At 61.0% G+C, this 25721-nt stretch carries 22 protein-coding genes; 17 read left to right on the plus strand and 5 right to left on the minus strand.

What is annotated here, in order from left to right; all coding sequences use genetic code 11:
* Nucleotides 1-59: 59 nt before the first annotated feature.
* A complete protein-coding gene (locus tag NDJ82_RS18380; RefSeq protein ID WP_162633353.1) occupies nt 60-242 on the minus strand; it encodes a hypothetical protein in 183 nt (60 codons plus the stop codon).
* Between NDJ82_RS18380 and NDJ82_RS18385 the strand changes: the two genes are divergently transcribed.
* Nucleotides 211-2670 carry a penicillin-binding protein 1A gene (locus NDJ82_RS18385; protein WP_371929515.1) on the plus strand — a complete coding sequence of 820 codons (2460 nt, stop codon included), beginning with the start codon at nt 211-213 and terminating at the stop codon, nt 2668-2670. The two genes, NDJ82_RS18380 and NDJ82_RS18385, sit on opposite strands and share 32 nt — an antisense overlap.
* A 211-nt stretch (nt 2671-2881) precedes the next feature.
* On the opposite strand, the gene NDJ82_RS18390 is transcribed toward NDJ82_RS18385, so the two are convergent.
* From NDJ82_RS18390 to rpmE, 3 genes are all read right to left on the minus strand, one after another.
* Nucleotides 2882-4150 (minus strand): malic enzyme-like NAD(P)-binding protein, encoded by a 1269-nt coding sequence (locus NDJ82_RS18390; protein WP_099583795.1) that lies wholly within the window; start codon nt 4148-4150, stop codon nt 2882-2884.
* Nucleotides 4151-4328: 178 nt separating this feature from the next.
* Nucleotides 4329-5138 (minus strand): thermonuclease family protein, encoded by an 810-nt coding sequence (locus NDJ82_RS18395; protein ID WP_191959762.1) that lies wholly within the window; start codon nt 5136-5138, stop codon nt 4329-4331.
* Nucleotides 5139-5152: 14 nt separating this feature from the next.
* On the minus strand, nt 5153-5383 hold the full coding sequence (rpmE, locus tag NDJ82_RS18400; protein ID WP_049710411.1) for a 50S ribosomal protein L31: 231 nt from the start codon (nt 5381-5383) through the stop codon (nt 5153-5155).
* Between the two features lie 223 nt (nt 5384-5606).
* Between rpmE and NDJ82_RS18405 the strand changes: the two genes are divergently transcribed.
* From NDJ82_RS18405 to NDJ82_RS18450, 10 genes are all read left to right on the plus strand, one after another.
* Nucleotides 5607-7826: a primosomal protein N' gene (locus NDJ82_RS18405; RefSeq protein ID WP_099583798.1), complete on the plus strand. Its 2220-nt coding sequence runs from the start codon at nt 5607-5609 to the stop codon at nt 7824-7826.
* A 110-nt stretch (nt 7827-7936) separates the two neighbouring features.
* Complete coding sequence (gene argS / locus NDJ82_RS18410; RefSeq protein ID WP_099583800.1) at nt 7937-9673, plus strand: arginine--tRNA ligase; 1737 nt, start codon at nt 7937-7939, stop codon at nt 9671-9673.
* Nucleotide 9674: 1 nt separating this feature from the next.
* Nucleotides 9675-10376 (plus strand): SPOR domain-containing protein, encoded by a 702-nt coding sequence (locus NDJ82_RS18415; RefSeq protein WP_112193053.1) that lies wholly within the window; start codon nt 9675-9677, stop codon nt 10374-10376.
* 189 nt (nt 10377-10565) lie between these two features.
* Complete coding sequence (gene hslV / locus NDJ82_RS18420) at nt 10566-11096, plus strand: ATP-dependent protease subunit HslV (protein ID WP_010563201.1); 531 nt, start codon at nt 10566-10568, stop codon at nt 11094-11096.
* Between the two features lie 37 nt (nt 11097-11133).
* Nucleotides 11134-12471: an ATP-dependent protease ATPase subunit HslU gene (gene hslU, locus NDJ82_RS18425; protein WP_158879056.1), complete on the plus strand. Its 1338-nt coding sequence runs from the start codon at nt 11134-11136 to the stop codon at nt 12469-12471.
* 148 nt (nt 12472-12619) lie between these two features.
* On the plus strand, nt 12620-12997 hold the full coding sequence (locus tag NDJ82_RS18430) for a gamma-butyrobetaine hydroxylase family protein (protein ID WP_099583804.1): 378 nt from the start codon (nt 12620-12622) through the stop codon (nt 12995-12997).
* A gap of 248 nt (nt 12998-13245) precedes the next feature.
* On the plus strand, nt 13246-14925 hold the full coding sequence (gene phaC / locus NDJ82_RS18435; RefSeq protein WP_099583805.1) for a class II poly(R)-hydroxyalkanoic acid synthase: 1680 nt from the start codon (nt 13246-13248) through the stop codon (nt 14923-14925).
* An 87-nt stretch (nt 14926-15012) separates the two neighbouring features.
* Nucleotides 15013-15858 carry a poly(3-hydroxyalkanoate) depolymerase gene (phaZ, locus tag NDJ82_RS18440; RefSeq protein ID WP_017526534.1) on the plus strand — a complete coding sequence of 282 codons (846 nt, stop codon included), beginning with the start codon at nt 15013-15015 and terminating at the stop codon, nt 15856-15858.
* 88 nt (nt 15859-15946) lie between these two features.
* On the plus strand, nt 15947-17629 hold the full coding sequence (gene phaC, locus NDJ82_RS18445) for a class II poly(R)-hydroxyalkanoic acid synthase (RefSeq protein WP_191959763.1): 1683 nt from the start codon (nt 15947-15949) through the stop codon (nt 17627-17629).
* 27 nt (nt 17630-17656) lie between these two features.
* Nucleotides 17657-18277 (plus strand): TetR/AcrR family transcriptional regulator, encoded by a 621-nt coding sequence (locus NDJ82_RS18450; protein ID WP_099583808.1) that lies wholly within the window; start codon nt 17657-17659, stop codon nt 18275-18277.
* A 7-nt stretch (nt 18278-18284) separates the two neighbouring features.
* Here NDJ82_RS18450 and NDJ82_RS18455 read toward each other — a convergent pair whose 3' ends face one another.
* Nucleotides 18285-18947, minus strand: a complete 663-nt coding sequence (locus NDJ82_RS18455) for a response regulator transcription factor (protein WP_112193048.1) — start codon at nt 18945-18947, stop codon at nt 18285-18287.
* Between the two features lie 370 nt (nt 18948-19317).
* Here NDJ82_RS18455 and NDJ82_RS18460 point away from each other — a divergent pair, with 370 nt between their 5' ends.
* From NDJ82_RS18460 to NDJ82_RS18485, 6 genes are all read left to right on the plus strand, one after another.
* Nucleotides 19318-19896, plus strand: coding sequence for a fimbrial protein (locus NDJ82_RS18460; RefSeq protein ID WP_158879053.1), 579 nt, complete (start codon nt 19318-19320; stop codon nt 19894-19896).
* A 52-nt stretch (nt 19897-19948) separates the two neighbouring features.
* Nucleotides 19949-20719 (plus strand): fimbrial biogenesis chaperone, encoded by a 771-nt coding sequence (locus NDJ82_RS18465; protein WP_191959764.1) that lies wholly within the window; start codon nt 19949-19951, stop codon nt 20717-20719.
* Nucleotides 20720-20727: 8 nt separating this feature from the next.
* Nucleotides 20728-21495, plus strand: coding sequence for a fimbrial biogenesis chaperone (locus NDJ82_RS18470; protein ID WP_250926029.1), 768 nt, complete (start codon nt 20728-20730; stop codon nt 21493-21495).
* A gap of 159 nt (nt 21496-21654) precedes the next feature.
* Entirely contained in the window at nt 21655-24189 is a 2535-nt protein-coding gene (locus NDJ82_RS18475; protein WP_250926030.1) for a fimbria/pilus outer membrane usher protein, read from the plus strand.
* Between the two features lie 2 nt (nt 24190-24191).
* Nucleotides 24192-25133, plus strand: coding sequence for a fimbrial protein (locus NDJ82_RS18480; RefSeq protein ID WP_250926031.1), 942 nt, complete (start codon nt 24192-24194; stop codon nt 25131-25133).
* Nucleotides 25134-25151: 18 nt separating this feature from the next.
* Nucleotides 25152-25679 carry a fimbrial protein gene (locus NDJ82_RS18485; protein WP_250926032.1) on the plus strand — a complete coding sequence of 176 codons (528 nt, stop codon included), beginning with the start codon at nt 25152-25154 and terminating at the stop codon, nt 25677-25679.
* The last annotated feature ends 42 nt before the right edge of the window (nt 25680-25721 follow it).

The raw sequence follows: 25721 nt of genomic DNA on the forward strand, positions 1-25721 counted from the left end.
AAACTTTGCCTGTCATACCGCCTGATTGCTGTTGTACACCCTGCATTCGGTCGACTTGTTCAAGCGCCGCGAATGACGCCCCAAGGCGAAAAATGCTTTAATGCCCAGCGTTTTTCCCCGCTTTTTATCTGCAGCTCGGGTTGATCCATCGTTTGCCATGCATGCCCCGACGCGTAACCCATTCTTTTCTCTGGAAATCCAAAAGCCTTGATTCGTCTGCTGAAGTTTTTCGGGTACTCCATTGTCGCGATCGTCTGCGGGCTGCTGCTCGTACTCAGCGGGGCCTACCTCTACCTTAGTCCGGGTTTGCCCTCCGTAGAGGCACTCAGAAGTATCCAGTTGCAGATTCCTTTGCGGGTCTACAGCAGCGATGAAAAACTGATCGCGGAGTTCGGCGAAATGCGCCGCACACCGATCCGTTTTGCCGACATTCCGCCCAATTTCATCAGCGCCCTGCTGTCTGCCGAAGACGATAATTTTGCCAATCACTATGGCGTCGACCCCAGCAGCCTGGTGCGCGCCGCCACGCAATTGGTAAAAAGCGGACACATTCAATCGGGTGGCAGCACGATCACCATGCAGGTGGCGAAGAATTTCTTCCTCACCAGCGAACGCAGCTTTTCGCGCAAAGCCACCGAGATCCTGCTGGCATTGCAGATCGAACGTCAGTTGACCAAGGACGAGATCCTTGAGCTGTACGTCAACAAGATCTACCTGGGCAACCGCGCCTACGGCATCGAAGCCGCGTCCCAGGTGTACTACGGCAAGTCCATTCGCGACGCCAGCCTGGCGCAGATGGCGATGATTGCCGGCCTGCCCAAGGCGCCTTCGCGCTTCAACCCCCTGGCCAACCCGGCGCGCAGCAAAGAGCGCCGCGACTGGATCCTGGGGCGCATGTACAAACTGGGCAAGATCGACCAAGCCGCTTATGAGAACGCGATAGCCGAGCCGCTGAACGCCAGCTATCACGTGCCGACGCCGGAAGTGAACGCCCCCTACATTGCTGAAATGGCGCGTGCCGAGATGGTCGGCCGTTATGGCAGCGAGGCCTACACCGAAGGTTTCCGTGTGACCACGACGGTTCCGAGCGACTTGCAGGACATCGCCAATGACGCAGTGCATTCGGGCCTGATCACCTACGACCAGCGCCACGGCTACCGTGGCCCTGAATCGCGCCTGCCGGGCAAAACCCTCAGCGCCTGGACCACCGAGCTGGGCAAGCAACGCGCAATCAGTGGCCTGGAGCCGGCCATCGTGACCCAGGTGAAGAAAGACGGCGTGCAGGTATTGACCCGTGCCGGCGAAGCCCATGTCGCCTGGGACAGCATGAAGTGGGCGCGCCCATTCCTGAATACCAACAGCATGGGGCCGATGCCCAAGCAGCCGTCGGACGTGGCCCAAGTGGGTGACCTGATCCGCGTGTTACGCCAAAAAGACGACAGCCTGAAATTCAGCCAGGTACCGCTGGCCCAAGGCGCGCTGGTCTCGCTGGACCCGCAGAACGGTGCAATCCGCGCCCTGGTGGGTGGCTTCGCCTTCGAGCAGAGCAACTACAACCGCGCCACACAGGCCAAGCGTCAGCCGGGCTCAAGTTTCAAGCCGTTCATCTACAGCGCCGCACTGGATAACGGCTACACCGCTGCCAGCCTGGTCAACGACGCGCCGATCGTATTTGTCGACGAGTACCTGGACAAGGTCTGGCGCCCGAAGAACGACACCAACACCTTCCTCGGCCCGATCCGTATCCGCGAGGCGCTGTACAAGTCGCGCAACCTGGTATCGATCCGCTTGCTGCAGGCGATGGGCGTTGGCAAGACCATCGACTACATCACGCGCTTTGGCTTCAACAAGTCGGACCTGCCGCCGAACCTGTCCCTGGCCCTCGGCACCGCGACGCTCACACCGATGGAAATCGCTACCGGCTGGAGCACGTTTGCCAACGGCGGCTACAAGATCACGCCGTACCTGATCGACAAGATCGAAAGCCGCAATGGCGATACCCTGTTCACCGCCAACCCGCCGCGAGTGCCGGGCGATGTGGTCAACGGTGTGGCAGCCACTGACGGGCTGGCAGCGCCGAGCAATGGCGGTATCACCATTGAGCCAACCCCAGGCGCTGCGCCAGCCGCAAATGCTGCTGCACCGGAGCCGCAGGCACCCGCCGTGGCCGAGCGCATCGTGGATGGCCGGACCACGTACATCCTTAACAGCATCCTCGAAGACGTGATCAAAAAAGGCACCGGCCGCCGTGCCCTGGCCCTGGGCCGTGCGGACATTGCGGGCAAGACCGGTACCACCAACGAATCCAAGGATGCCTGGTTCTCCGGCTATAACGCCGACTACGTGACCACCGTGTGGACCGGTTACGACCAGCCGGAAAGCCTCGGCCGCCGCGAGTTCGGCGGCACGGTCGCGCTGCCGATCTGGATGAGCTACATGGGCGCGGCGCTGAAGGACAAGCCGCTGCATACCCAGCCGGAGCCGGAAGGCATCCTCAGCCTGCGGATCGACCCGGTGAGTGGCCGTGCGGCATCGCCAAGCACGCCGAACGCGTACTTCGAGCTGTTCAAGAGCGAAGACACGCCGCCTTCGGTCAATGAACTGGGTAACGGCGTTGCACCGGGCAGCCCGCTGCCGGCTGACGAGGCGGCGCCGATCGACCTGTTCTAACCTGGACCTCAAGCCTACGCAGAACCAAATGTGGGAGGGGGCTTGCCCCCGATGACAGGGGATCAGCCAACTCATTGGGTGGCTGACACACCGCTATCGGGGGCAAGCCCCCTCCCACATTCAGATATTCACAAGGCTCAAATTAATTACCACACAGCAAAAAGCCCCGACTCTCACGAGCCGGGGCTTTTTGTTGGTGCGCTACAACGGCTTAGCCGTTGAACACATCATCCACGCTTTGCAGCGGGTAGTTCTTCGGATACGGCAGGGTGGCCACACCGGTCTCGATGGCGGCTTTGGCCACGGCATCGGAGATCAGGGTGATCAGGCGCTTGTCCATTGGTTTCGGAATGATGTACTCACGGCCGAATTCCAGCTTGGCGCCGCCGTAGGCGTCGCACACGTCCTGAGGCACTGGCAGTTTGGCCAGTTCACGCAGGGCGTTGGCGGCAGCCACTTTCATCTCTTCGTTGATGCGTTTGGCGCGAACGTCCAGGGCACCACGGAAGATGAACGGGAAGCCCAGAACGTTGTTGACCTGGTTCGGGTAGTCCGAACGGCCGGTGGCCATGATCACGTCGCTACGGGTGGCGTGAGCCAGTTCCGGAGCGATTTCCGGATCAGGGTTGGAGCAGGCGAACACGATCGGGTTGGCCGCCATGGACTTCAGGCCTTCAGCGCTCAGCAGGTTCGGGCCGGACAGGCCAACGAACACGTCTGCGCCGTCAAGGGCGTCAGCCAGGGTGCGCTTGGAGGACGGGTGGGCAAACATCGCCTTGTATTGGTTCAGGTCGGTACGCTCGGACTGGATCACGCCCTTGCTGTCGACCATGTAGATGTTTTCCAGCTTGGCGCCCATGCTCACGATCAGCTTCATGCAGGAGATGGCCGCAGCACCGGCGCCCAGGCAGACGATCTTGGCGTCGGACAGGGTTTTGCCAGCGATTTCCAGGGCGTTGATCATGCCGGCCGCGGTAACGATCGCGGTGCCGTGCTGGTCATCGTGGAATACCGGAATGTCGCACTGCTCGATCAGGGCCTTTTCGATCTCGAAGCACTCAGGTGCCTTGATGTCTTCCAGGTTGATGCCACCGAAAGTGATGGAGATGCGCTTGACGGTGTCGATGAAGGCCTGCGGGCTTTCGGAGTCGACTTCGATGTCGAAAACGTCAATGCCGGCGAAGCGCTTGAACAGCACGCCCTTACCTTCCATCACTGGCTTGGACGCCAATGGGCCGAGGTTGCCCAGGCCGAGAATCGCGGTGCCATCGGAAATCACTGCAACCAGGTTGCCCTTGCCGGTGTACTTGTAAGCCAGCTCAGGGTCACGAGCGATTTCACGTACGGGCTCAGCCACGCCAGGGCTGTAGGCCAACGACAGATCGCGGGCAGTGGCAGTGGCTTTGGTGAGCTCTACACTCAGCTTTCCTGGACGAGGATGGGCATGATATTCGAGAGCGGCAGTTTTCAAATCAGACATATCGGCATTCCGCTTTTACTGTTGGTCGACGGACCGCCGAGGATACTCGTGTCGTAAAGCCCCTACAAGACTGGGCAGTCACGGGTGTCAAGGCCCCGCAGCGACGTACTTTAGTCTAAAGCCACGGGATACAAGGGCTAGACTGTTCACAATCGACTTAAAAAATGTCTACAATTATTTATTCAAACGTCGATTTAATCATGCCGGGATCGGTCAGCGGCAACAGCCAGCGCGCCTGACCGCGTTTCAGGCCGCCGCGCCTGGCGCGATCCTGCACCCAGCCACGCGCCTCGACTGTCTTGCCTTGCAGACCATTTAGCAAGCTGCTGTCGAATTGTCGGGCCAGATCGGGTGCAATGCGTAATACCAGTGAACCCTGCAATTCGATCCAGACACCGCCGCGATTGCGCTCGATCTTGCTCACACGACCACTGACCAAGGCAAAGCCGGATTGCTTGAGCTGTGCCACGGGTTGCACCGGCGATTGCCGCCAGAGGCCCAGACCTGCCTGACGGGCGCTGTTTTCCGCAGCCTGCTGGCAGGCGACGAGATCCACATTGGGCGCGACCCCCACTTGGAATCCCAGGCCCTCAGCCAGCAATTGCGCCTCCAGGTTCTCGCCGTCGGCACCATAAAGGTGGGCCAGGGTACGACCGTAATGGTCTTTGGGCTCACGCCCCGGTACCAGGCCAACGCGGCCGCCGCTGGCAGCCACCAATGCCTGCAGACGCTGGCGTGCGGCCACAGCATACGGCTCGTCGGTGCGGCCCCTTTTACCAGTCTCCGGCGCATTGAGGCCGATCATCCGCACGCTCCGGCCATCCTTGAGACGCACCGTATCGCCATCCACTACACGCTGCACGTCGACCTGGGCCGCAGACGTCGGTACAGGGCAAAACACCTGCGCGTGGGCGGCCGACAGCCAAATCCCAGGCATAAAAAAGGCGCCCGCAAGGGACGCCTTTTTTAACAGCTGGCAAAAGCCCATAAGGCTCTTGAGCCTTACTCTGCTGGAGTAGCAGGCTTCTTGCCGAAAGCACCAAAGCGATCTGCGAAGCGCTGTACGCGGCCGCCGGTGTCCAGAGTCTTCTGCTTACCGGTGTAGAACGGGTGGCACTCGTTGCATACGTCAGTACCCAGTGGCTTGCACAGGTTCGAGCGAGTTTCGAACTTGTTGCCGCAGCTGCAGGTTACTTCGATGGTTTCGTACGCTGGATGGATATCGGCTTTCATGGCACTTCCTCGGGCTAGCGTGCCGCCACTCGACACTATTGTCGAATACCGCACGTAATTAGGCCGCGGATTCTACCAGACCTTTTTAAACGCGCAAGCGGACCTTACGGTCGATTCCCCACATAAAAGCCCCTTTCATCAGAAAACCGTGGCATACCCAAGCCTTCCCCCGTCTGCTAGGCTCCCGCCCTTGCTCATCACCCTCCTTACTATGGAACCCCGCGTGCCCGACGCCATTTTGCGCCTAGCCCTGCCCTCGCCCCTGCGCCGCCTGTTCGACTACCGGGCCCCGGCCGGCGTGCTGCGAGCGCAATTGCAGCCAGGCATGCGCGTGCGTGTACCCTTTGGCCGACGGGAAATGATCGGCGTCCTGATAGAAGTCGCCGATCACAGCGAAGTCCCCGCCGAGAAGCTCAAACCGGCCCTGGCGATCCTGGACGCCACCGCGCCATTGCCACCCGCACTGTTCAAGCTGTGCCTGTGGACCGCCCAGTATTACCAGCACAGCCTGGGCGACACCCTGAGCTGGGCGCTGCCGGTGCTGTTGCGCCAGGGCGAGTTGGCCGAAGCACGCCAGGAACGATTCTGGTCGACAGTGCCCGGTGCACGCCTCGACGACCCGCGCATCGCCCGCGCCCCGCGTCAACGTGAAGCCCTGGCCACGCTGGCGCAGCATCCCCACGGCGTGGCGCATCAGCTCTTGAGCAAGCTGATGCTGAGCAAGGACAGCCTCGACCTGCTGCTCGCCAAAGGCCTGGTGCAGGTGGAAATCCGCAAGCACGCCCCGGACCCGCGCCACGAACACTGGCTGGCCCAGCCGGAATTGCCGCTCAACCCCGAGCAACGCGCAGCGTATGAAGCGATTCGCGCAGGTTTCGACAGTTTCCATGCGTTCCTGCTGGCCGGCGTCACCGGCAGCGGCAAGACCGAAGTCTATTTGCAGTTGATCCGCGAAACCCTGCAAGCCGGCAAGCAGGCGCTGGTATTGATCCCGGAGATCAACCTCGGCCCGCAAACCCTGGCGCGTTTCGAGCAGCGCTTCAATGCGCGCATCGCCCTGGTGCACTCGGCGGTCAACGACCGTGAACGCCTGGAGTCCTGGCTGGCGGCGCGGGATGGCGAGGCCGACATTATTATCGGCACCCGCTCGGCGCTGTTCACGCCGATGAAGAACCCGGGCCTGATCATCATCGACGAAGAGCACGACGGCTCCTATAAACAGCAGGAAGGCCTGCGCTACCACGCCCGCGACCTGGCGCTGGTGCGCGCACGCCAGGAAGGCATTCCGATTGTGCTCGGTTCTGCCACCCCGTCCCTGGAAAGCCTGCACAACGCCTACACCGGTCGGTATGGCCTCCTACGCCTGAATGAGCGTGCCGGCGGCGCCAAGCAACCACGATTCCTGCGCCTGGACGTCAAAAGCCGTCCGCTGGACAGCGGTATTTCCGGGCCGATGCAGCAAGCCATCGGCCAGACCCTCGCCGCCGGCCAGCAGGTTTTGGTATTTCTCAACCGCCGGGGCTTTGCACCGACGCTGCTGTGCCATGACTGCGGCTGGATGTCTGAATGCGAGCGCTGCGACGCACGCATGACCGTGCACCAACGCCACGGCGAACTGCGCTGCCACCACTGCGGCCATGTAGAACGGGTGCCCCGCCACTGTCCGCAGTGCGGCAAAGTCGACCTGCGACCAGTGGGCGCAGGCACCGAACGTGCCGAAGAACGCCTGGGCATTCTGTTCCCGGATTACCCGGTACTGCGGGTCGACCGCGACAGCACGTCGCGCAAGGACGCGATGAATCAGCTGTTCGCCACCATTCAGAAAGGCCAGCCGTGCATCCTGGTGGGTACGCAGATGCTCGCCAAAGGCCACCACTTTCCACGGGTGACCCTGGTGTCGATCCTCGACGCCGACGGCGGTTTGTTCTCCGGCGACTTCCGCGCCAGCGAGCGCATGGCGCAGTTGATCGTGCAGGTCGCGGGTCGCGCCGGGCGCGCAGAGGAGCCGGGCAAGGTGATTATCCAGACGCACCTGGCTGACCACCCTTTGCTGATCCAACTGACCGAGCAGGGCTATTTCGCCTTCGCCGAGCAGGCACTGAGCGAACGCCGTTCCGCCGGCCTGCCGCCGTTTGCACACTTGGCGCTGCTGCGCGCCGAAGCCCACAAACCGGGCCAGGCCGAAGGTTTTCTGGATGAAGCCTGCAGCATCGCCGAGGGTTTGCTCGGCGAACTGGGCCTCACCGGCATCGAACTACTCGGCCCGGTGCCCGCGCCCATGGAGCGCCGTGCCGGACGGTATCGCGCTCAACTACTCTTGCAGGCAACGTCTCGCGCACCGCTGCATCGACTATTAAGTAGCTGGTTGCTTGCCCTGGAGCAAATGCCCAGCGGCCGACAGGTGCGATGGTCGTTGGATGTAGACCCGGTAGATTTGTATTAACCCACGCCACAGGTCCCGCGAAGGTTGGCAAGCCCGCCCTCGCCACGGATAATGCCCAGTTTTTCCACCTGCGCATCGCGCGCCGCCGCTTGCGGTCGAAAGAGAACACCATGAAAGACACCATTCGCCAGCTGATCCAACAAGCCCTCACCCAACTCGTCAACGAAGGTGTGTTGCCTGAAGGCCTGACGCCGGCGATCCAGGTGGAAAACACCCGCGACAAGACCCACGGCGACTTCGCCAGCAACATCGCGATGATGCTGTCCAAGCCGGCCGGCATGAAGCCACGGGACCTGGCGGAAAAAATCATCGCCGCACTGCCGGTCGACGAAAGCGTGACCAAGGCCGAAATCGCCGGCCCTGGGTTCATCAACTTCTTCCAGAACACCCAGGCATTGGCTTCGCGCCTCGATGCCGCCCTGGCCGACGCCAAGATCGGCGTGCGCAAGGCAGGTCCCGTTCAGCGCGTGGCCATCGACCTGTCGGCACCCAACCTTGCCAAAGAGATGCACGTCGGCCACTTGCGTTCGACCATCATTGGCGATGGCGTGGCACGGGTCCTGGAATTCCTCGGCGACACCGTGATCCGTCAGAACCACGTGGGCGACTGGGGCACCCAGTTCGGCATGCTGATGGCCTACCTGCAGGAAAACCCGATCACCAGCAACGAGCTGTCGGACCTGGAAAACTTCTACCGCGCCGCCAAAAAGCGCTTCGACGAGTCCGAAGAATTCGCCGACCGCGCCCGTGGCCTGGTGGTGAAACTGCAGGCCGGAGACCAGGAATGCCTGGAGCTGTGGGGTCGCTTCCGGGACATCTCGCTGTCCCACTGCCAGGAAATCTACGAACTGCTCAACGTCAAGCTGACCATGGCGGACGTGATGGGCGAAAGCGCCTACAACGACGACCTGATCAATGTGGTCAACGACCTCAAGGCCAAGGGCCTGCTGGTCGAGAGCAACGGCGCGCAGTGCGTGTTCCTCGAAGAATTCAAGACTGCCGACGGCGAGCCGCTGCCGGTGATCATCGTCAAGGCCGATGGCGGCTATCTCTATGCCACCACCGACCTGGCGGCCGTGCGCTACCGCAGTGGCGTGCTCAAGGCCGATCGAGCGCTGTATTTCGTCGACCAGCGCCAGGCGCTGCACTTCCAGCAGGTGTTCGAAGTGGCGCGCCGTGCGGGCTTCGTCACTCACCCGATGCTCATGGAACACATGGGCTTCGGTACCATGAACGGCGCCGATGGCCGTCCGTTCAAGACCCGCGACGGCGGCACCGTAAAGCTGATCGACCTGCTCAACGAAGCCCAGGACCGCGCCTACAACCTGGTGAAGGAAAAGAACCCGGAACTGGCCGAAGCTGACCTGCGCAACATCGCCCGCGTGGTGGGCATTGGCGCAGTGAAATACGCCGACCTGTCCAAACACCGCACCAGCGACTACAGCTTCAACTTCGAGCTGATGCTCAACTTCGAAGGCAACACCGCGCCGTACCTGCTGTACGCCTACACCCGCGTGGCCGGCGTATTCCGCAAGCTGGGCAAGGACTTCAGCGAAGTCGAAGGCCGGATCGTGCTGGACGCACCCCACGAACAGGAACTGGCCGCCAAACTGGCGCAATTGGGCGAAGTGCTGAACAGCGTCGGCGAAAAAGGCACGCCGCATATCCTGTGCACCTACCTGTATGAAGTCGCCGGCCTGTTCTCCAGCTTCTATGAGAACTGCCCGATCCTCAGCGCCGACGACGAAGCCCAGAAGCAAAGCCGCCTGCGCCTTGCCGCATTGGCCGGACGGACCCTCAAGCAAGGCCTGGAGCTGTTGGGCCTGGAAACTCTGGAGCGTATGTAAGTTGGCCGCCAAGAAAAAACCTGCACCCAAGCGCGGCGCCAGCCGCTACCAGGCCCCGGCAAAGAAGCCGATTCCGGGCTGGTTGTGGATGGCCATCGGTCTTTCGGTCGGTGCGTTTATCGTGTTCCTGATGAAGCTGGATCCTGGCCAGGGCGATGACGTCAAACGGGTCAAACAGGAGCAGCAGAAGGCCACCAAAATGGCCGAAGCCAATAAGACGGCGCCGAGCCCGACTGCACCCGTGAAGCCGAAGTACGACTTCTACACGCTGCTGCCCGAATCGGAAGTGATCGTACCGCCCGACGCCGTGCCGGAGAAAACCCTGCCGACGCCACAAGTGCCGACCACTCCGGTTACGCCGGCTGAGGCCGCGAAGATCGACACCGCCCGCGCTCAAGCGGCACTGGCCGGCATCACCCCGCCGCCAGCGCCGCCAGTTGCCGAGACCAAAGCGGCGCCGGTGACCAAATTCTTCCTGCAAGCGGGCTCGTTCCCGAAACAGGCGGATGCGGATCGTGTACGTGCGCAGATCATTCTGCTGGGGCAAACGGTGACGGTGGAATCCGGCACGGTGAAGGACGCGACCTGGTATCGCGTGTTGGTAGGGCCGTTCAGCAACCGCGAACAATTGACCGTAGCGCAGAAGCAATTGGCTGGCGCCGGCTTTAGCAACCTGTTGTTACAACAACGCCAGAGCCGCTGATTCAGGCTCAACAGGGGTCAAATGTGGGAGGCCCCCCCTCCCACATTGGTTTCTCGGTGTTCGCGAAAGTGTGTCAGACCAATAGACACCATTCGTCCGCCCTAACCACCCAAGGTTGAAATCACCCCCACCACCCCCATATCAGTTTCCATCAGGGCATTTTCGCCCCGCTGCGTGGAGACTCTCCCCTTGACCACCATCGTTTCAGTACGTCGCCACGGCAAAGTCGTCATGGGCGGCGACGGCCAGGTTTCCCTGGGTAATACCGTGATGAAAGGCAACGCGAAGAAAGTCCGTCGCCTGTACCACGGCCAGGTGCTTGCCGGTTTTGCTGGCGCTACCGCCGACGCCTTCACCCTCTTCGAACGCTTCGAAGGCCAGTTGGAAAAACACCAGGGCCACCTCGTACGCGCCGCCGTCGAACTCGCCAAAGAATGGCGCACCGACCGCTCCCTCAGCCGCCTGGAAGCCATGCTGGCTGTAGCCAACAAAGACGCATCCCTGATCATCACCGGTAACGGCGATGTGGTTGAACCCGAGCACGGCCTGATCGCCATGGGTTCCGGTGGTGGCTACGCTCAAGCCGCGGCCAGCGCACTGTTGAAGAAAACCGATTTGTCGGCCCGCGAAATCGTCGAGACTGCCTTGGGTATCGCCGGCGACATCTGCGTGTTCACCAACCACAACTTCACCATTGAGGAGCAGGACCTCGCCGAGTAAGCCGTAGGCTTGTTCCCGCTTGAGGCCGCCAAACACTATGTCCATGACTCCCCGCGAAATCGTCCACGAACTCAACCGCCATATCATCGGCCAGGACGATGCCAAGCGCGCCGTTGCCATCGCGCTGCGTAACCGCTGGCGCCGGATGCAACTGCCCGAAGAACTGCGCGTTGAAGTGACGCCCAAGAACATCCTGATGATCGGCCCGACCGGTGTCGGTAAAACCGAAATCGCCCGGCGCCTGGCCAAGCTGGCCAATGCCCCGTTCATCAAGGTCGAAGCGACCAAGTTCACCGAAGTCGGTTATGTGGGCCGTGACGTCGAATCGATCATCCGTGATCTGGCCGACGCTGCCCTGAAGATGCTGCGCGAGCAGGAAGTGACCAAGGTCAGCCACCGCGCCGAAGACGCTGCCGAAGAACGCATCCTCGATGCCCTGCTGCCTCCTGCGCGCATGGGTTTCAATGAAGACGCGGCGCCGTCGTCCGATTCCAACACCCGTCAGCTGTTCCGCAAGCGCCTGCGCGAAGGTCAGTTGGATGACAAGGAAATCGAGATTGAAGTCGCCGAAGTCTCCGGCGTCGATATCTCCGCACCGCCTGGCATGGAAGAAATGACCAGCCAGTTGCAGAACCTGTTTGCCAACATGGGCAAGGGCAAGAAGAAAAGCCGCAAGCTCAAGGTGAAGGACGCGTTGAAACTGGTGCGCGACGAAGAGGCCGGGCGCCTGGTGAATGAGGAAGAACTCAAGGCCAAGGCCCTGGAAGCGGTCGAGCAGCACGGCATCGTGTTTATCGACGAAATCGACAAGGTGGCCAAGCGCGGCAACTCCGGCGGCGTCGATGTGTCCCGCGAAGGCGTACAGCGCGACCTGCTGCCGTTGATCGAAGGCTGCACCGTGAACACCAAGCTGGGCATGGTCAAGACCGACCACATCCTGTTTATCGCCTCCGGTGCGTTCCACCTGAGCAAGCCAAGCGACCTGGTGCCGGAGCTGCAAGGCCGACTGCCGATTCGCGTGGAACTCAAGGCACTGACCCCTGGCGACTTCGAACGCATCCTCAGCGAACCGCACGCCTCACTCACCGAGCAGTACCGTGAGCTGTTGAAAACCGAAGGGCTGGGCATCGAGTTCCAGGCGGACGGCATCAAGCGCCTGGCGGAGATCGCCTGGCAGGTCAACGAGAAGACCGAGAACATCGGTGCTCGCCGCCTGCACACGCTGCTGGAGCGCCTGCTGGAAGAAGTGTCCTTCAGCGCCGGTGACCTGGCCGGTGCGCAGAACGGCGAGGTGATCAAGATCGACGCGGATTACGTCAACAGCCACCTGGGTGAATTGGCGCAGAACGAAGACTTGTCGCGCTATATTCTGTAAGCCTTACACACAACTGCTTTGCTTCAATGTGGGAGGGGGCTTGCCCCCGATGGCGGTCTGTCAGATAGATGTATGCTGACTGACACATGGCTATCGGGGGCAAGCCCCCTCCCACATTTTTAAGCCGGTTTATTCAGGATCACCTCATATGGCTAAGTTTCCTACTGCTGTAAACCTGCACAAAACCTCCAACACTCTCGGCCTCACCTATGGGCCCGATGAGGTGTACCAACTTCCCGCCGAGTTGCTGCGCACCCACTCGCCTTCCGCTGAAGTCCAGGGCCACGGCAAACCCATCCTGCAATTCGGCAAGCTCAACGTTAAGTTGATCAAGGTAGAACCGGCCGGTCAGTACGCACTGAAATTGACCTTCGACGACGGCCATGACAGCGGACTGTTCACCTGGGACTACCTCTATCAGTTGGCCGTGCGTCAGGACGCGCTGTGGGCTGATTATCTCGCCGAGCTCAAAGCCGCCGGCAAAACCCGCGACCCGAGTGAGTCCGTCGTGCGGCTGATGCTCTAGTCCAGGCCTCTCGCTCTTTAGAGGGCATTTTCTAATTTCATCTGTTTGAATGCCCTGTCGCGTGGTCAATGATTGGCCCGCTTGCGAAAAAAATTAAACTCGGGTAACCAATGGAACTGGCAAGTTCCCTGCATTTGACGATGCGGTATCAACGGTCACCCGAGTCGCAGTACCAGGCTTGTGTTGTGTATCGAAGGTGGTGCACAGCGGTACCCGGTACTCGTCTTTCGGACAATGGAGCGTCGTAGATGAGTAACAAGAACAACGATGACTTGAAACGCCAGGCCTCGGAAAACACCTTGGGGCTGAACCCGATCATCGCGTTACGCAAAAAGGATTTATTGGCCTCAGCGAAGATGGTGCTGACCCAAGCCATCAAGCAACCGTTGCACAGCGTCAAGCACGTCGCGCATTTTGGCATTGAGTTAAAAAATGTGATGTTCGGCAAATCCGAGCTGGTACCTGAGAGCGATGACCGTCGCTTCCACGACCCGGCCTGGAGCCAGAACCCGCTCTACAAGCGCTACCTGCAAACCTACCTGGCGTGGCGCAAGGAACTGCACGACTGGATCGGCGACAGCAGCCTGTCGGACCAGGACATCAGCCGTGGCCACTTCGTGATCAACCTGATGACCGAAGCCATGGCCCCCACCAACAGCGCGGCCAACCCGGCGGCGGTCAAACGCTTTTTTGAAACCGGCGGCAAGAGCCTGCTCGATGGCTTGTCGCACCTGGCCAAGGACATGGTGCACAACGGCGGCATGCCGAGCCAGGTCAACATGGGCGCCTTTGAAGTGGGCAAGTCCCTGGGCACCACTGAAGGCGCGGTGGTGTTTCGCAACGATGTGCTGGAGCTGATCCAGTACAAGCCGATCACCGAACAGGTGCATGAACGCCCGCTGCTGGTGGTGCCGCCGCAGATCAACAAATTCTACGTATTCGACCTGAGCCCGGATAAGAGCCTGGCGCGTTTCTGCCTGCGCAACGGCCAGCAGACGTTTATTGTCAGTTGGCGCAACCCGACCAAGGCCCAGCGCGAATGGGGCCTGTCGACCTATATCGAGGCGCTCAAGGAAGCGGTCGATGTGGTCACGGCGATTACCGGCAGCAAAGACATCAACATGCTCGGCGCCTGCTCCGGCGGCATTACCTGCACCGCCCTGCTCGGCCACTACGCCGCGCTGGGGGAGAAAAAGGTCAACGCCCTGACCCTGCTGGTCAGTGTGCTGGACACCACACTGGATACCCAGGTGGCGCTGTTCGTCGACGAGCAGACGCTGGAAGCGGCCAAGCGCCATTCCTACCAGGCCGGCGTGCTCGAAGGCCGCGACATGGCCAAGGTATTTGCCTGGATGCGGCCCAACGACCTGATCTGGAACTACTGGGTCAATAACTACCTGCTGGGCAACGAACCGCCGGTGTTCGACATCCTGTTCTGGAACAACGACACCACACGCTTGCCGGCCGCCTTCCACGGCGACCTGATCGAGTTGTTCAAGAACAACCCACTGGTACGCGCCAACGCACTGGAAGTGTGCGGCACGCCGATCGATCTCAAGCAGGTCACCGCCGACATCTACTCCCTGGCCGGCACCAATGACCACATCACACCGTGGCAGTCCTGCTACAAATCTGCGCAGTTGTTTGGCGGCAAGGTGGAGTTTGTGTTGTCCAGCAGCGGGCATATCCAGAGCATTCTCAACCCACCGGGCAACCCCAAGGCGCGCTACCAGACCAGCGACAGTCTCGCGGGCAAGCCACTGGAATGGCAGGAGAACGCGACCAAGCACACTGATTCGTGGTGGTTGCATTGGCAGGCGTGGCAGGCGGAACGGGCGGGCAAACTGAAGAAGGCACCGACGACATTAGGCAACAAAACCTACGCCGCAGCCGAAGCGGCACCGGGCACCTATGTACACGAACGCTAAATTGAAATGCGGTCAAGTGTGAGAGGGGGCAAGCCCCCTCCCACATTTGGCCTGCATTCCAACCGTCACATCTCACAGGGCTTGAGCATGCCGCAACCGTTCATCTTTCGTACCATCGACCTGGATGGCCAGACCATCCGTACGGCGGTACGCCCAGGCAAGCCTCACTTGACGCCATTGCTGATTTTCAACGGCATCGGCGCCAACCTTGAGTTGGTGTTTCCGTTCGTCCAGGCATTGGACCCGGACCTGGAAGTGATCGCCTTCGATGTACCGGGCGTGGGCGGTTCGTCGACGCCCAAGCGGCCCTATCGGTTTCCCGGCCTGGCCAAGCTCACCGCACGCATGCTCGATTACCTGGACTACGGCCAGGTGAATGCCGTGGGGGTGTCCTGGGGCGGTGCGTTGGCGCAGCAGTTCGCCTACGACTACCCGGAACGCTGCAAGAAGCTGATCCTGGCCGCCACCGCCGCCGGGGCCTTTATGGTGCCCGGCAAGCCGAAGGTGTTGTGGCTGATGGCGAGCCCGAGACGATACATTCAACCCTCCCACGTGGTGCGAATTGCGCCAATGATCTACGGCGGCTCGTTCCGCCGCGATTCCAAGCTGGCCGCCGAACACGCCAGCAAAGTGCGCTCGGCCGGCAAGCTGGGTTACTACTGGCAGCTGTTTGCGGGGCTGGGATGGACCAGCATTCACTGGCTGCACAAGATCCGCCAGCCCACGCTGGTGCTGGCCGGGGACGACGACCCGCTGATCCCGCTGGTCAACATGCGCATGCTCGCCTGGCGCATTCCCAACGCGCAGTTGCACATCATCGATGACGGCCACCTGTTCCTGATCACCCGGGCCGAAGCCGTGGCGCCGATCATCATGAAGTTTCTGGAGGAGGAGCGCCTGCGCGCTGTGATTCATCCGCGACCGGCAGTGTAAGGACCGCACCGCCGCGCAACTTGCCAGGAACCGACTATGGTTCTGAATTGGCGTGCCTGTTGATGGCTTGACGAAGGAGTGTTGGCTCATGCGAGAAAGACCCGTGACGAACCCGGCGCCCACACCCGCCGCGTTCATCAACGCCCAAAGTGCGATCACCGGCCTGCGCGGTCGGGACTTGCTCTCCACACTGCGCAGCGTCGCTGCCCATGGCTTGCGCAACCCGGTGCATACCGCCCGGCATGCCCTGGCACTGGGCGGTCAACTCGGGCGCGTGCTGATGGGCGAGACGGTGCACGAGCCCAACCCAAGGGACAGCCGCTTCGTCGATCCGACCTGGACGCTCAACCCGTTCTATCGGCGCAGCCTGCAAGCCTACCTGAGCTGGCAGAAACAGACCCGCCACTGGATCGACGACAGCTCCCTGAACGCCGATGACCGCGCCCGTGCGCACTTCGCCTTCGCTTTGCTCAACGATGCGGTATCACCCTCCAACACCCTGCTCAACCCGCTGGCGATCAAGGAGTTGCTCAACTCCGGCGGCAACAGCGTGGTGCGCGGCGTGAGCAACCTGTTTGAAGATTTGCTGCACAACAACGGCCTGCCGCGCCAGGTCAGCAAACACGCCTTTGAAGTGGGCAAGACCGTCGCCACTACGCCAGGCTCAGTGGTGTTTCGCAATGAGCTGCTGGAGCTGATCCAGTACAAGCCCATGAGCGAAAAGCAGTACGCCAAGCCGCTGCTGATCGTGCCGCCGCAGATCAACAAGTACTACATCTTCGACCTGAGCCCGGCCAACAGCTTTGTGCAGTACGCCCTCAAAAATGGCCTGCAGACCTTTATGGTCAGCTGGCGCAACCCGGATGTGCGCCACCGCGAATGGGGCCTGTCCACCTATGTGGCGGCGCTGGAAGAAGCGCTCAACGTCTGCCGCGCGATCACCGGCGCCCGCGAGGTCAACCTGATGGGCGCCTGCGCCGGTGGCCTGACCATCGCCGCCCTGCAAGGCCACTTGCAGGCCAAGCGCCAACTGCGCCGCATCTCCAGCGCCAGCTACCTGGTGAGCCTGCTGGACAGCCAGATCGACAGCCCCGCCATGCTGTTCGCCGACGAGCAAACCCTTGAAGCCGCCAAGCGTCGTTCCTACCAGCAAGGTGTGCTGGACGGCCGCGACATGGCCAGGGTCTTTGCGTGGATGCGCCCCAACGACCTGATCTGGAATTACTGGATCAACAATTACCTGCTGGGCAAGGAACCACCTGCCTTCGACATCCTGTACTGGAACAACGACAACACGCGCCTGCCCGCCGCGCTGCACGGCGACTTGCTGGACTTCTTCAAACACAACCCACTGAGCCATCCCGGCGGCCTGGAGGTGTGCGGCACGCCCATCGACTTGCAGAAGGTGACGGTGGACAGCTTCAGCGTGGCCGGGATCAACGACCACATCACGCCGTGGGACGCGGTGTACCGCTCCACGCAATTGCTGGGCGGCGATCGGCGTTTCGTGCTGTCCAACAGCGGGCATATCCAGAGCATCCTCAACCCGCCGGGCAACCCCAAGGCCAATTACGTCGAAAACCTCAAGCTGAGCAGCGATCCACGCGCCTGGTACTACGACGCCAATCATGTCGAAGGCAGTTGGTGGCCCCAGTGGCTGGAGTGGATCCAGCAGCGCTCGGGCGTGCAGCGCGAAACCCTCACCGCCCTGGGCAACCAGAATTACCCACCGATGGAAGCGGCACCGGGCACCTATGTGCGGGTGCGCTGAGCTCAACGATCACATTAAGAAGACTGGATGAAGACCCGCGACCGAATCCTTGAATGTGCCCTGCAATTGTTCAACCACAAGGGCGAGCCGAATGTATCGACCATGGAGGTGGCCAATGAAATGGGGATCAGCCCAGGCAACCTCTACTACCACTTCCATGGCAAGGAGCCGCTGGTCATTGGCCTGTTCGAACGCTTTCAATGTGAGCTGGCACCGTTGCTGGACCCGCCCGCAGACGCACAACTGAAGGCGGAGGATTACTGGCTGTTCCTGCACCTGATCGTCGAGCGCATGGCCCACTACCGGTTTCTGTTCCAGGACTTGTCCAACCTGGCAGGACGCCTGCCGAAACTGGCCAAGGGCATTCGCAGCCTGCTCACGGCACTTAAACGCACACTGGCCTCATTGCTGGCTCGATTGAAGGCCGCGGGGCAGGTGGTCAGTGACACCCAGGCGCTGGGCCAGTTGGTGGAGCAGATCACCATGACGTTGCTGTTCTCGCTGGATTACCAGCGGATACTTGATCGCGAAGGTGAGGTACGGGTGGTGGTGTATCAAATCATGATGCTGGTAGCGCCGCATTTGCTGTTACCGGCCCGGCTGGCGACAGAGCGGCTGGCATTGCGTTATCTGGAAGACACGGTTTGAAAACCCGTCAGCCAGGTTCGCCGAACTGCTGGGTAAACTTGAATAGTTCACTGTCGTTCTTGATGCCCAACTTTCGATAGGCCGATTGTTTTTGCGTACTGATGGTACTTGCACTGCGCGAAAACTTTGCTGCAATGGAATTCACCGACATCCCATCCAGAAAACACCGCAGTACTTCCTGCTCTTTGGGCGTGAGACACACATTCAACTGCATCGGCGTTGATACATCCTGCTTCGACTTCATATTCGCAACATGGGCAAAGGACTGCATGCCTTGCAACGCCGGCACCATACAAGGCTGCAAGTAAATGCGCCCTTGGGCGACCGTTCGGATAGCGGTAATCAGCTCAGTCAGATTCTGAGTTTTACCCAGAACGCCCCAGCAGCCTGCCTTCAAAGACAGCGATACCGTTGCAGGCGTGTAATGGGAACAGACAATCAAAGGCCTGCATTGGCGGAAGCGTCTATTCAACGCCTGGATCAGGCTGAGGCCATCGCTTTGCGACGGTGCCAGGATAAAGTCCATCACCACGACATCCGCCGGCCGCCGGCCCAGGGCGTCCAGCAGATCCCTGCCGGTCCCGAAGGAACCGATCACCTCAAGATCGGGCTCCATATTCAGGCTCAACTCGATGCCCTGGCGAACCATTTCATGGTCATCCAGCAACATCACGGTACACGTATTGCCTTTTGAAGTTGGCATTCCAGACTCCCGCATAAGCAAATACAGCGCCGCACACAGCCTGTTTATTACCTGAGCCAAACACAGGCTTCAATACTGCACAGCAATATATAGCGCTGCATCTTACAGAGTTCCCTTACAGAACTTTCCTATAACAACTTTTATGCCACGCCACGCCCTCGTAAAATTTTTAAATAAAACAATACACTTTCGAACTATCTCGAACCAAAACTCGATACATCTCTATAGATGAAATTCACTTTTCGATACAAATTATGTCGCCCACCACATGCCAAGCATTCAGAACACCGCGCTTTACCTGTGGCAATTAACCAAGTCATTCACAACTGGACACTCCATGAAACTCATCGCTTTATCCCACGTTGCCGCAGCTCTGACCTTGGCTGGCGCTGTCTCACACTCTGCGCATGCCGCTGATGGCGTTATCAACTTCAGCGGCCTGGTGACGGATGTGACCTGCACGGTCGAAGGGGCTGAACCGGGCGCGGGCAAGGTGGTCAAGGACGTCAACCTGGGCGGCGTGTCTGCCGCACGCCTGGCGACGGCGGGGAATCGCGCCAACCTGACGGGCTTCACCCTTCGTATTGGCGCGCCCGGCGAGGGCAGCTGCACCAACGGCCGCACCGCCATGGTTGCCTTTGACCCGACCAGCCCGGCCATCGACGTGGCCACCGGGCGCTTGAACATCGACGGTTACGACGACCCGTCCGACACCACCCACGCCAAGAATGTGCAGGTCGAAGTGACTAACCGTGATGGCTCGCCCATTAATGTCTACACCGAGAAATCGGCAGGCGTGGTAATCGCCGACAACCAGGCCGTTATCCCGCTGGCCGCGCAAATATACGCAAGCGGGCCCGCTAGCGAAGGCAAGGTCAGCACCCGCGTTGGCTTTACGATCGAATACGCCGAGTAAGGCCGGGCAAGCCTGTGCATGCAGGCCGCCTTATGCCATGAGACTTCAGACGATGAAAAAAACAGCCTGGCTTGCTGCCTTTGCGTTTGGCGTGTTGTTGCCACTGGCGCCGCCCTCCCATGCCAGCGTAATTATTCACGGCACGCGAGTGATCTACCCTGTCGGACAACCGGAGGTCGTGGTGCGCCTGGAAAACAAGGGAAACCGCCCCGCACTGGTACAACCCTGGCTGGACAGGGGCGACCGGCACTCCACACCGGCGACAACACAGGTGCCGTTCACGCTGTCGCCATCGATCTTCCGGATCGAGCCCTACCAGCAACAGGCGCTGCGCCTGCGCTACACCGGCGAACCACTGCCCAACGACCGCGAAAGCCTGTTCTGGCTGAACATTCTGGAAGTACCACCGCGCGCGCTGGATGCGGCGCAAAAAAACCAGATCGAACTGTCATTTCGCACCCGCTTGCGCGTGTTCCTCAGGCCACAGGCACTGCCCTATACCGTTGGCAACGCCCCGGAAAAATTGCAGTGGGCACTGGTGGCCCACGAACAAGGTTTTGCCCTGCAGGCTACCAACCCCACGCCCTACCATATTTCACTGGCCTCGCTCGACTTGCTGAGCGACGGCAAACGGTTCAGCAAGGCGCCCAGCAAGGACGCCAACGACGGCCTGTTACTCCCGGCCGGTGACGTGAAACTGTTTGTGCTGCCGCTGCTGCGCAATCGCCCCCGTGGCGCAAGCAGCATCGAATTCACCACCGTCAGCGACTTTGGTGCACGGGTACGCCACTCGGCGAATCTGTGCACCTCTTGCGCAGGATGACCTTTCGCATGAAGACCGCTTCCCTTTCACACCGGCTGGCCAAGCTGCTGACAGCGGTGGTTGTGCTGTTCGCCAGCCACGCCCCGTATGCGAGCGTCGTGATCCACAGCACCCGAATTGTCTACCCGCAGGCCGCCAGGGAGGTCATCGTCAGGCTCGACAGCAAGAACCAGACACCGGTACTGGTGCAGACCTGGCTGGACGATGGAGACGAATACTCGACGCCGGACCTGGCCGGCATCCCCTTTGTGGTCACGCCGCCGATCTTTCGGATGGAGCCCGGAAAACAACAGGTTGTGCGCCTGGCCTACACCGGAGCAACGCTTGCGGCGGCGCAGGAAAGCCTGTTCTGGTTCAACCTGCTGGAAGTGCCCTCGCAGTCGCCAGACGCCCAACAAGGCAATCAGTTGCAGTTGGCTTTTCGCTCCCGGATCAAGCTGCTTTATCGCCCATCGACCCTGCCTTACGACGTCAACGCCGCGCCTGGAAAACTGCAGTGGCGCGTCGTATCCACGGGGCAACACCAGGCATTGGAAGTCTATAACCCAAGCCCCTACCACGTGACCTTCGAGCAGATTGAAGTGCAGGTAGCCGGGCAGCGTCATCCCCGCGAAACATCGGCTTCAAGTGCCGCAAACATGGTGATTCCGGGCGGGCGCAATCGCTTTGAGCTGCCCAGCCTCAAGACTGCGCCGAGCAGCGCTGCGACCGTAGCGTTCGAAACGCTCGACGATTTTGGGGTCAAGGTCCAGCACAACGCCAAGGTCTTGCCATGACGATGTAGACAGGCGGCCTTCACCGTCGCTTCCCGACGTTCAGCCATCCGGCTGGCCAGGCCACGCGCTTCATCACACACCTTCTGCTGATGCCCATTTGATGGGGCAGGGACGCCCCATGCCGCCGGTTGGACAGCGGCTGTTTTTGAGAACGTAAACATGAGTTTTAAACTTACAGCGCACTGCCTGCTGCTGGTGAGTGGCGCGCACGCCATGGGTGCCCACGGGGCTGAGCCTGTGGAATTCAACCCCGCCTTCTTTGCAACGGATGCGACCGGGGTGCGGGTTGACGTATCAAAGTTCAACCAAGGCAATGTCACCCTGCCCGGCAACTATCGCACCGACGTGCACCTCAACGGCCAGTGGACAGGCCGTGAAACCCTGCACTTCGTCGCCGTGAACGGTCAGAAAGCCGCACAACTGTGCCTGGAGCGCGATGCACTGCTCAGGTTTGGCATCAACCTGGACACGGTCGCACAGCGGGCTGTCGAAGCCGGTCAGACACCGACCGCCCCGTTTGCCCGCTGCGCGGATATTGCGACTTACCTGCCCGGCGCCAGCAGCGAGTTCGACTCCGGCGAAAACCGCCTGGACCTGCAGGTTCCGCAGGTTTACCTGGCGCGCAAGGCACGGGGCTATGTCGACCCGCAGCAATGGGACCACGGGATCAATGCCGCCTTTGTACGCTACAACGCCAACACCTTCGCCACCCAGACGAATGGCCGCTCCATCAGCTCCCAGTATCTGGGCCTCAACACCGGGCTCAACCTGGGCGACTGGCACTGGCGCCACAACGGCAGCTACAGCCGCTCCACGCTCGGTTCCGGTTATCAAAGCAACGCCACTTACGTGCAGCGCGAATGGAGCACGTTGCGCTCACAGTTGATTGCGGGCGAGATCTACACCCCCGGCGAACTGTTCGACAGCGTGCGCCTGCGCGGCGCCAGCCTGTTCAGCGATGACCGCATGCTGCCCGACTCCCAGACCGGATTTGCGCCCGTGGTACGCGGCGTTGCCGAGACAAATGCGCGCGTCACGGTGCGCCAGCGCGGCGTGCTATTGGACGAAGTGTCGGTAGCGCCTGGCCCCTTCGTGCTCAACGACTTGTTCCCCACCGGGTACGGTGGCGACCTGAACGTCACGATCACCGAGGCCGATGGGCGCCAGCGTGAATTCATCGTGCCGTTCGCCGCCAATGCCCACCTGCTGCGCCCAGGTTTCAGCCGCTACTCGTTGAGTCTCGGGCGGCTGGATGAGATCGGCCTGCGCCACCCGCCAATGCTGGCGCAGGCCACTTATCAGCAGGGTCTGAGCAACCTGCTGACCGGGTACACCGGCGGGGTGATGGGCGATGACTACCGCTCACAATTGCTGGGCACCGCCTTCAATACGCCGCTGGGCGCACTCTCGCTTGACCTGACCTATTCCGACGCCCACTTGCCGGGGCATGGATCACGTAAGGGGCAAAGCCTGCAACTGCGCTACAGCAAGAATTTCGCCGATACCGGCACCCACTTTGCCCTCGGCGCGTACCGTTATTCCACCGAGGGCTTCCTGAACGTGGGCGATGCGGCACGCATCCGCGACTTCGCCCTCGACGGGGTGCGCCTGGACAACGTATCGCGACTGCGCGACCGAATGGACATCAGCCTCAACCAGAGCCTGAAGCAAGGCGCGGTTTACCTGACGGGCTCATCACAGAACTACTGGAACCGTAAAAGCGGCAACCTGACGTTTACCGCCGGGTACAGCGGCACCTGGAGGCGACTGCACTACACCGTGAGTGCGCAGCGCAACCGGGACCTGCTGAGTGAGCGGGTCGACCAGCAAGTAGACTTCACCCTGAGCCTGCCGCTGGGCAGCGACGCGCACGCGCCAACCTTGACCACCACGGCCTACCGCGGCGATCAAAGCAGCGGCGAACGCCTCAGCCTGGGCGGTAGTCTCGGCGAGCGCAGTGAACTCAGTTACGGCCTGGGGGCCAGCCGAACGCTCGGCAGCGGTAACGCCACAAGCGCAGACGTGAAATACCAGGCGAACCCAGGGGTGCTGTCCGCCAGCTACGGCCAGAGCAACACGTATCGCACAACCTCGTTTGGCATGACCGGCGGTCTTGTCGCCCACCCGGACGGCGTGACCTTCGCCCCAGAACTGGGCGACACCATCGGCATCGTCCAGGCACCCGACGCCCTGGGCGCGCGGATCAACGGCAACCACAGTGCACAGGTCGGCAAAAGCGGCTTCGCCGTGGTACCTCACCTCACGCCTTATCGCCAGAACGTCGTTGAACTGGACCCCAGGGATCTGTCCGTCGACGTCGAACTCAAGACCGCCGCGCAAAACGTCGCGCCTCGCGCCGGGTCGGTGGTGAAGGTGCAGTTTGAAACCGTCAGCGGCCAGGCCCTCTTGATTACGGCGCGGCGCGAGGATGGCAGCCCGTTACCGTTCGGCGCGGATGTATTCGATGAAGACGACGCCAGCGTCGGCGTGGTCGGCCAGGGCGGCAAGGCCTTTGTCCGCGTGCCTCGCACGCAGGGGCAGTTGACGGTCAGGTGGGGATCCAGCGCCCGCGCCACCTGCAGGCTGCGCTACCACCTCGACGTTCAACCAAGCACCGAGGGCGCCAACCGATTGCGGCAATTGGACTCTGGCACTTGCCGGGCCGACAAGGCCTATTCCTCACTGCGAGACTGACGATGAAACACTCCCTGCAATTTATCTCCACACTCCTGGCCCTCGTTCTGCCGATCGCCGCTCATGCAGACTGTGACCGGTATATGAACAGCACGCTCACCCTCAATCTGCCTGACACGATCACCGTCCCGGCCGATCTACCTATAGGCGGGGAAATCATCAGTCGCGCATTCAGCGGTACCGCACCTGCCTTTTTCGCGGTCTGCAGGGACGCGCACCTGAGGATTACCGGGCGATTCCTCAACATGCCTCCGGTCCCCCCGTTCCATCGCACCGAAGCGCCAGGTGTAGGTGCACGTCTGCGCATCACCAGTGCCGGGGGATTCACCAATTTCTTTGGAATGCACACTCAACCAGGCGCGCCCTCAAGTGGAACAGCCCCCAGCCTCACCGCCGCAGAATTGAAGCTCTACAAAATCGCAGCTGTCGCCGATGGGGTGGTACCAGCCGGAGAAATCTGGTCAGCCAAAAGGGACGGACGCCCAGACGGCTTTACCTTGCGCCTGGGTAACTCTGTTCGTTTTGTCACCCCTGGCGCCACCTGTGACCTGGCGACCGGTGACGTCAACCGTACGATCTCGCTCGACCCGATCAAAGTCAGCGCCCTTCAAAACGCCACCTATACCGGCGAACGCCAATTCGAGCTCACCGCCCACTGCACCAACGCATCCAATGTCACCTTTCGCTTTTCAGGCACACCCGCGCCAGGGCATGAAGCGCTTTTTGCCAATACCGGCACTGCTCGCGGAGTAGATGTGTGGCTTTACTCCCGCATAGGTGGAGGGATCCAAAACATCGGCGCCAACGGCGATAACAACACGCGCACGGTGGTGGTTGATGGCAACCGCGCCGTCTTGCCGCTGGGCGCTGCTTATCACAAAAACGGCACAGTCACCCCGGGCACTCTTGTCAGTACCGCCACCGTCAACATTACCTATAACTGAAACCCTGAGACTCCTTTGATGAGCATTCGAACACTCACCCCGCTGCTGGCAATCACGGCGAGCCTGATAACCCATACTGCACAGGCCGAGACCACGGGCACCTTGACCTTTATCGGGCAAGTCAACGCCGGCACGTGCAACCTGGCCGTCGGCGATGAGAACCGCAGCATCACGCTGCCGACGGTCAAGGTATCTGACTTCGATGCAACCCCCAGTACGGGCGCGTTTGATTTCGAGGTCTCTGCCGACTGCGAGTCGGATATACGTAACGTGACGTTTCTGTTCGCAGGAAAAGCCTCCGCCGGCAACGCCGAGCTTTTTTCCAACACAGGGACCTCCAAGGGGACCGCCCTTCAACTGGTACACCGCGTCTCCCCAGCTTTTGTCATTCCCGCCAACGGCACCCCCGCCCAGCGCAGCCGCAAGGTGGCAACGAGCAGCCACAAAGCGGTGATCCCCCTCACGGCGGCGTACCACAAAACCGGTGCGGCGATCACCCAAGGCACCCTGGCCAGCGCGGTGACCGTTTCGATCACCTACAACTGAACAGAGGCTGGAATCACGCGCAAAAAAAAGCCCGACCTTTGC

This window comes from Pseudomonas sp. SR18 (genome assembly GCF_023701505.1).
In the GTDB taxonomy this organism is placed as follows: domain Bacteria; phylum Pseudomonadota; class Gammaproteobacteria; order Pseudomonadales; family Pseudomonadaceae; genus Aquipseudomonas; species Aquipseudomonas cyclaminis.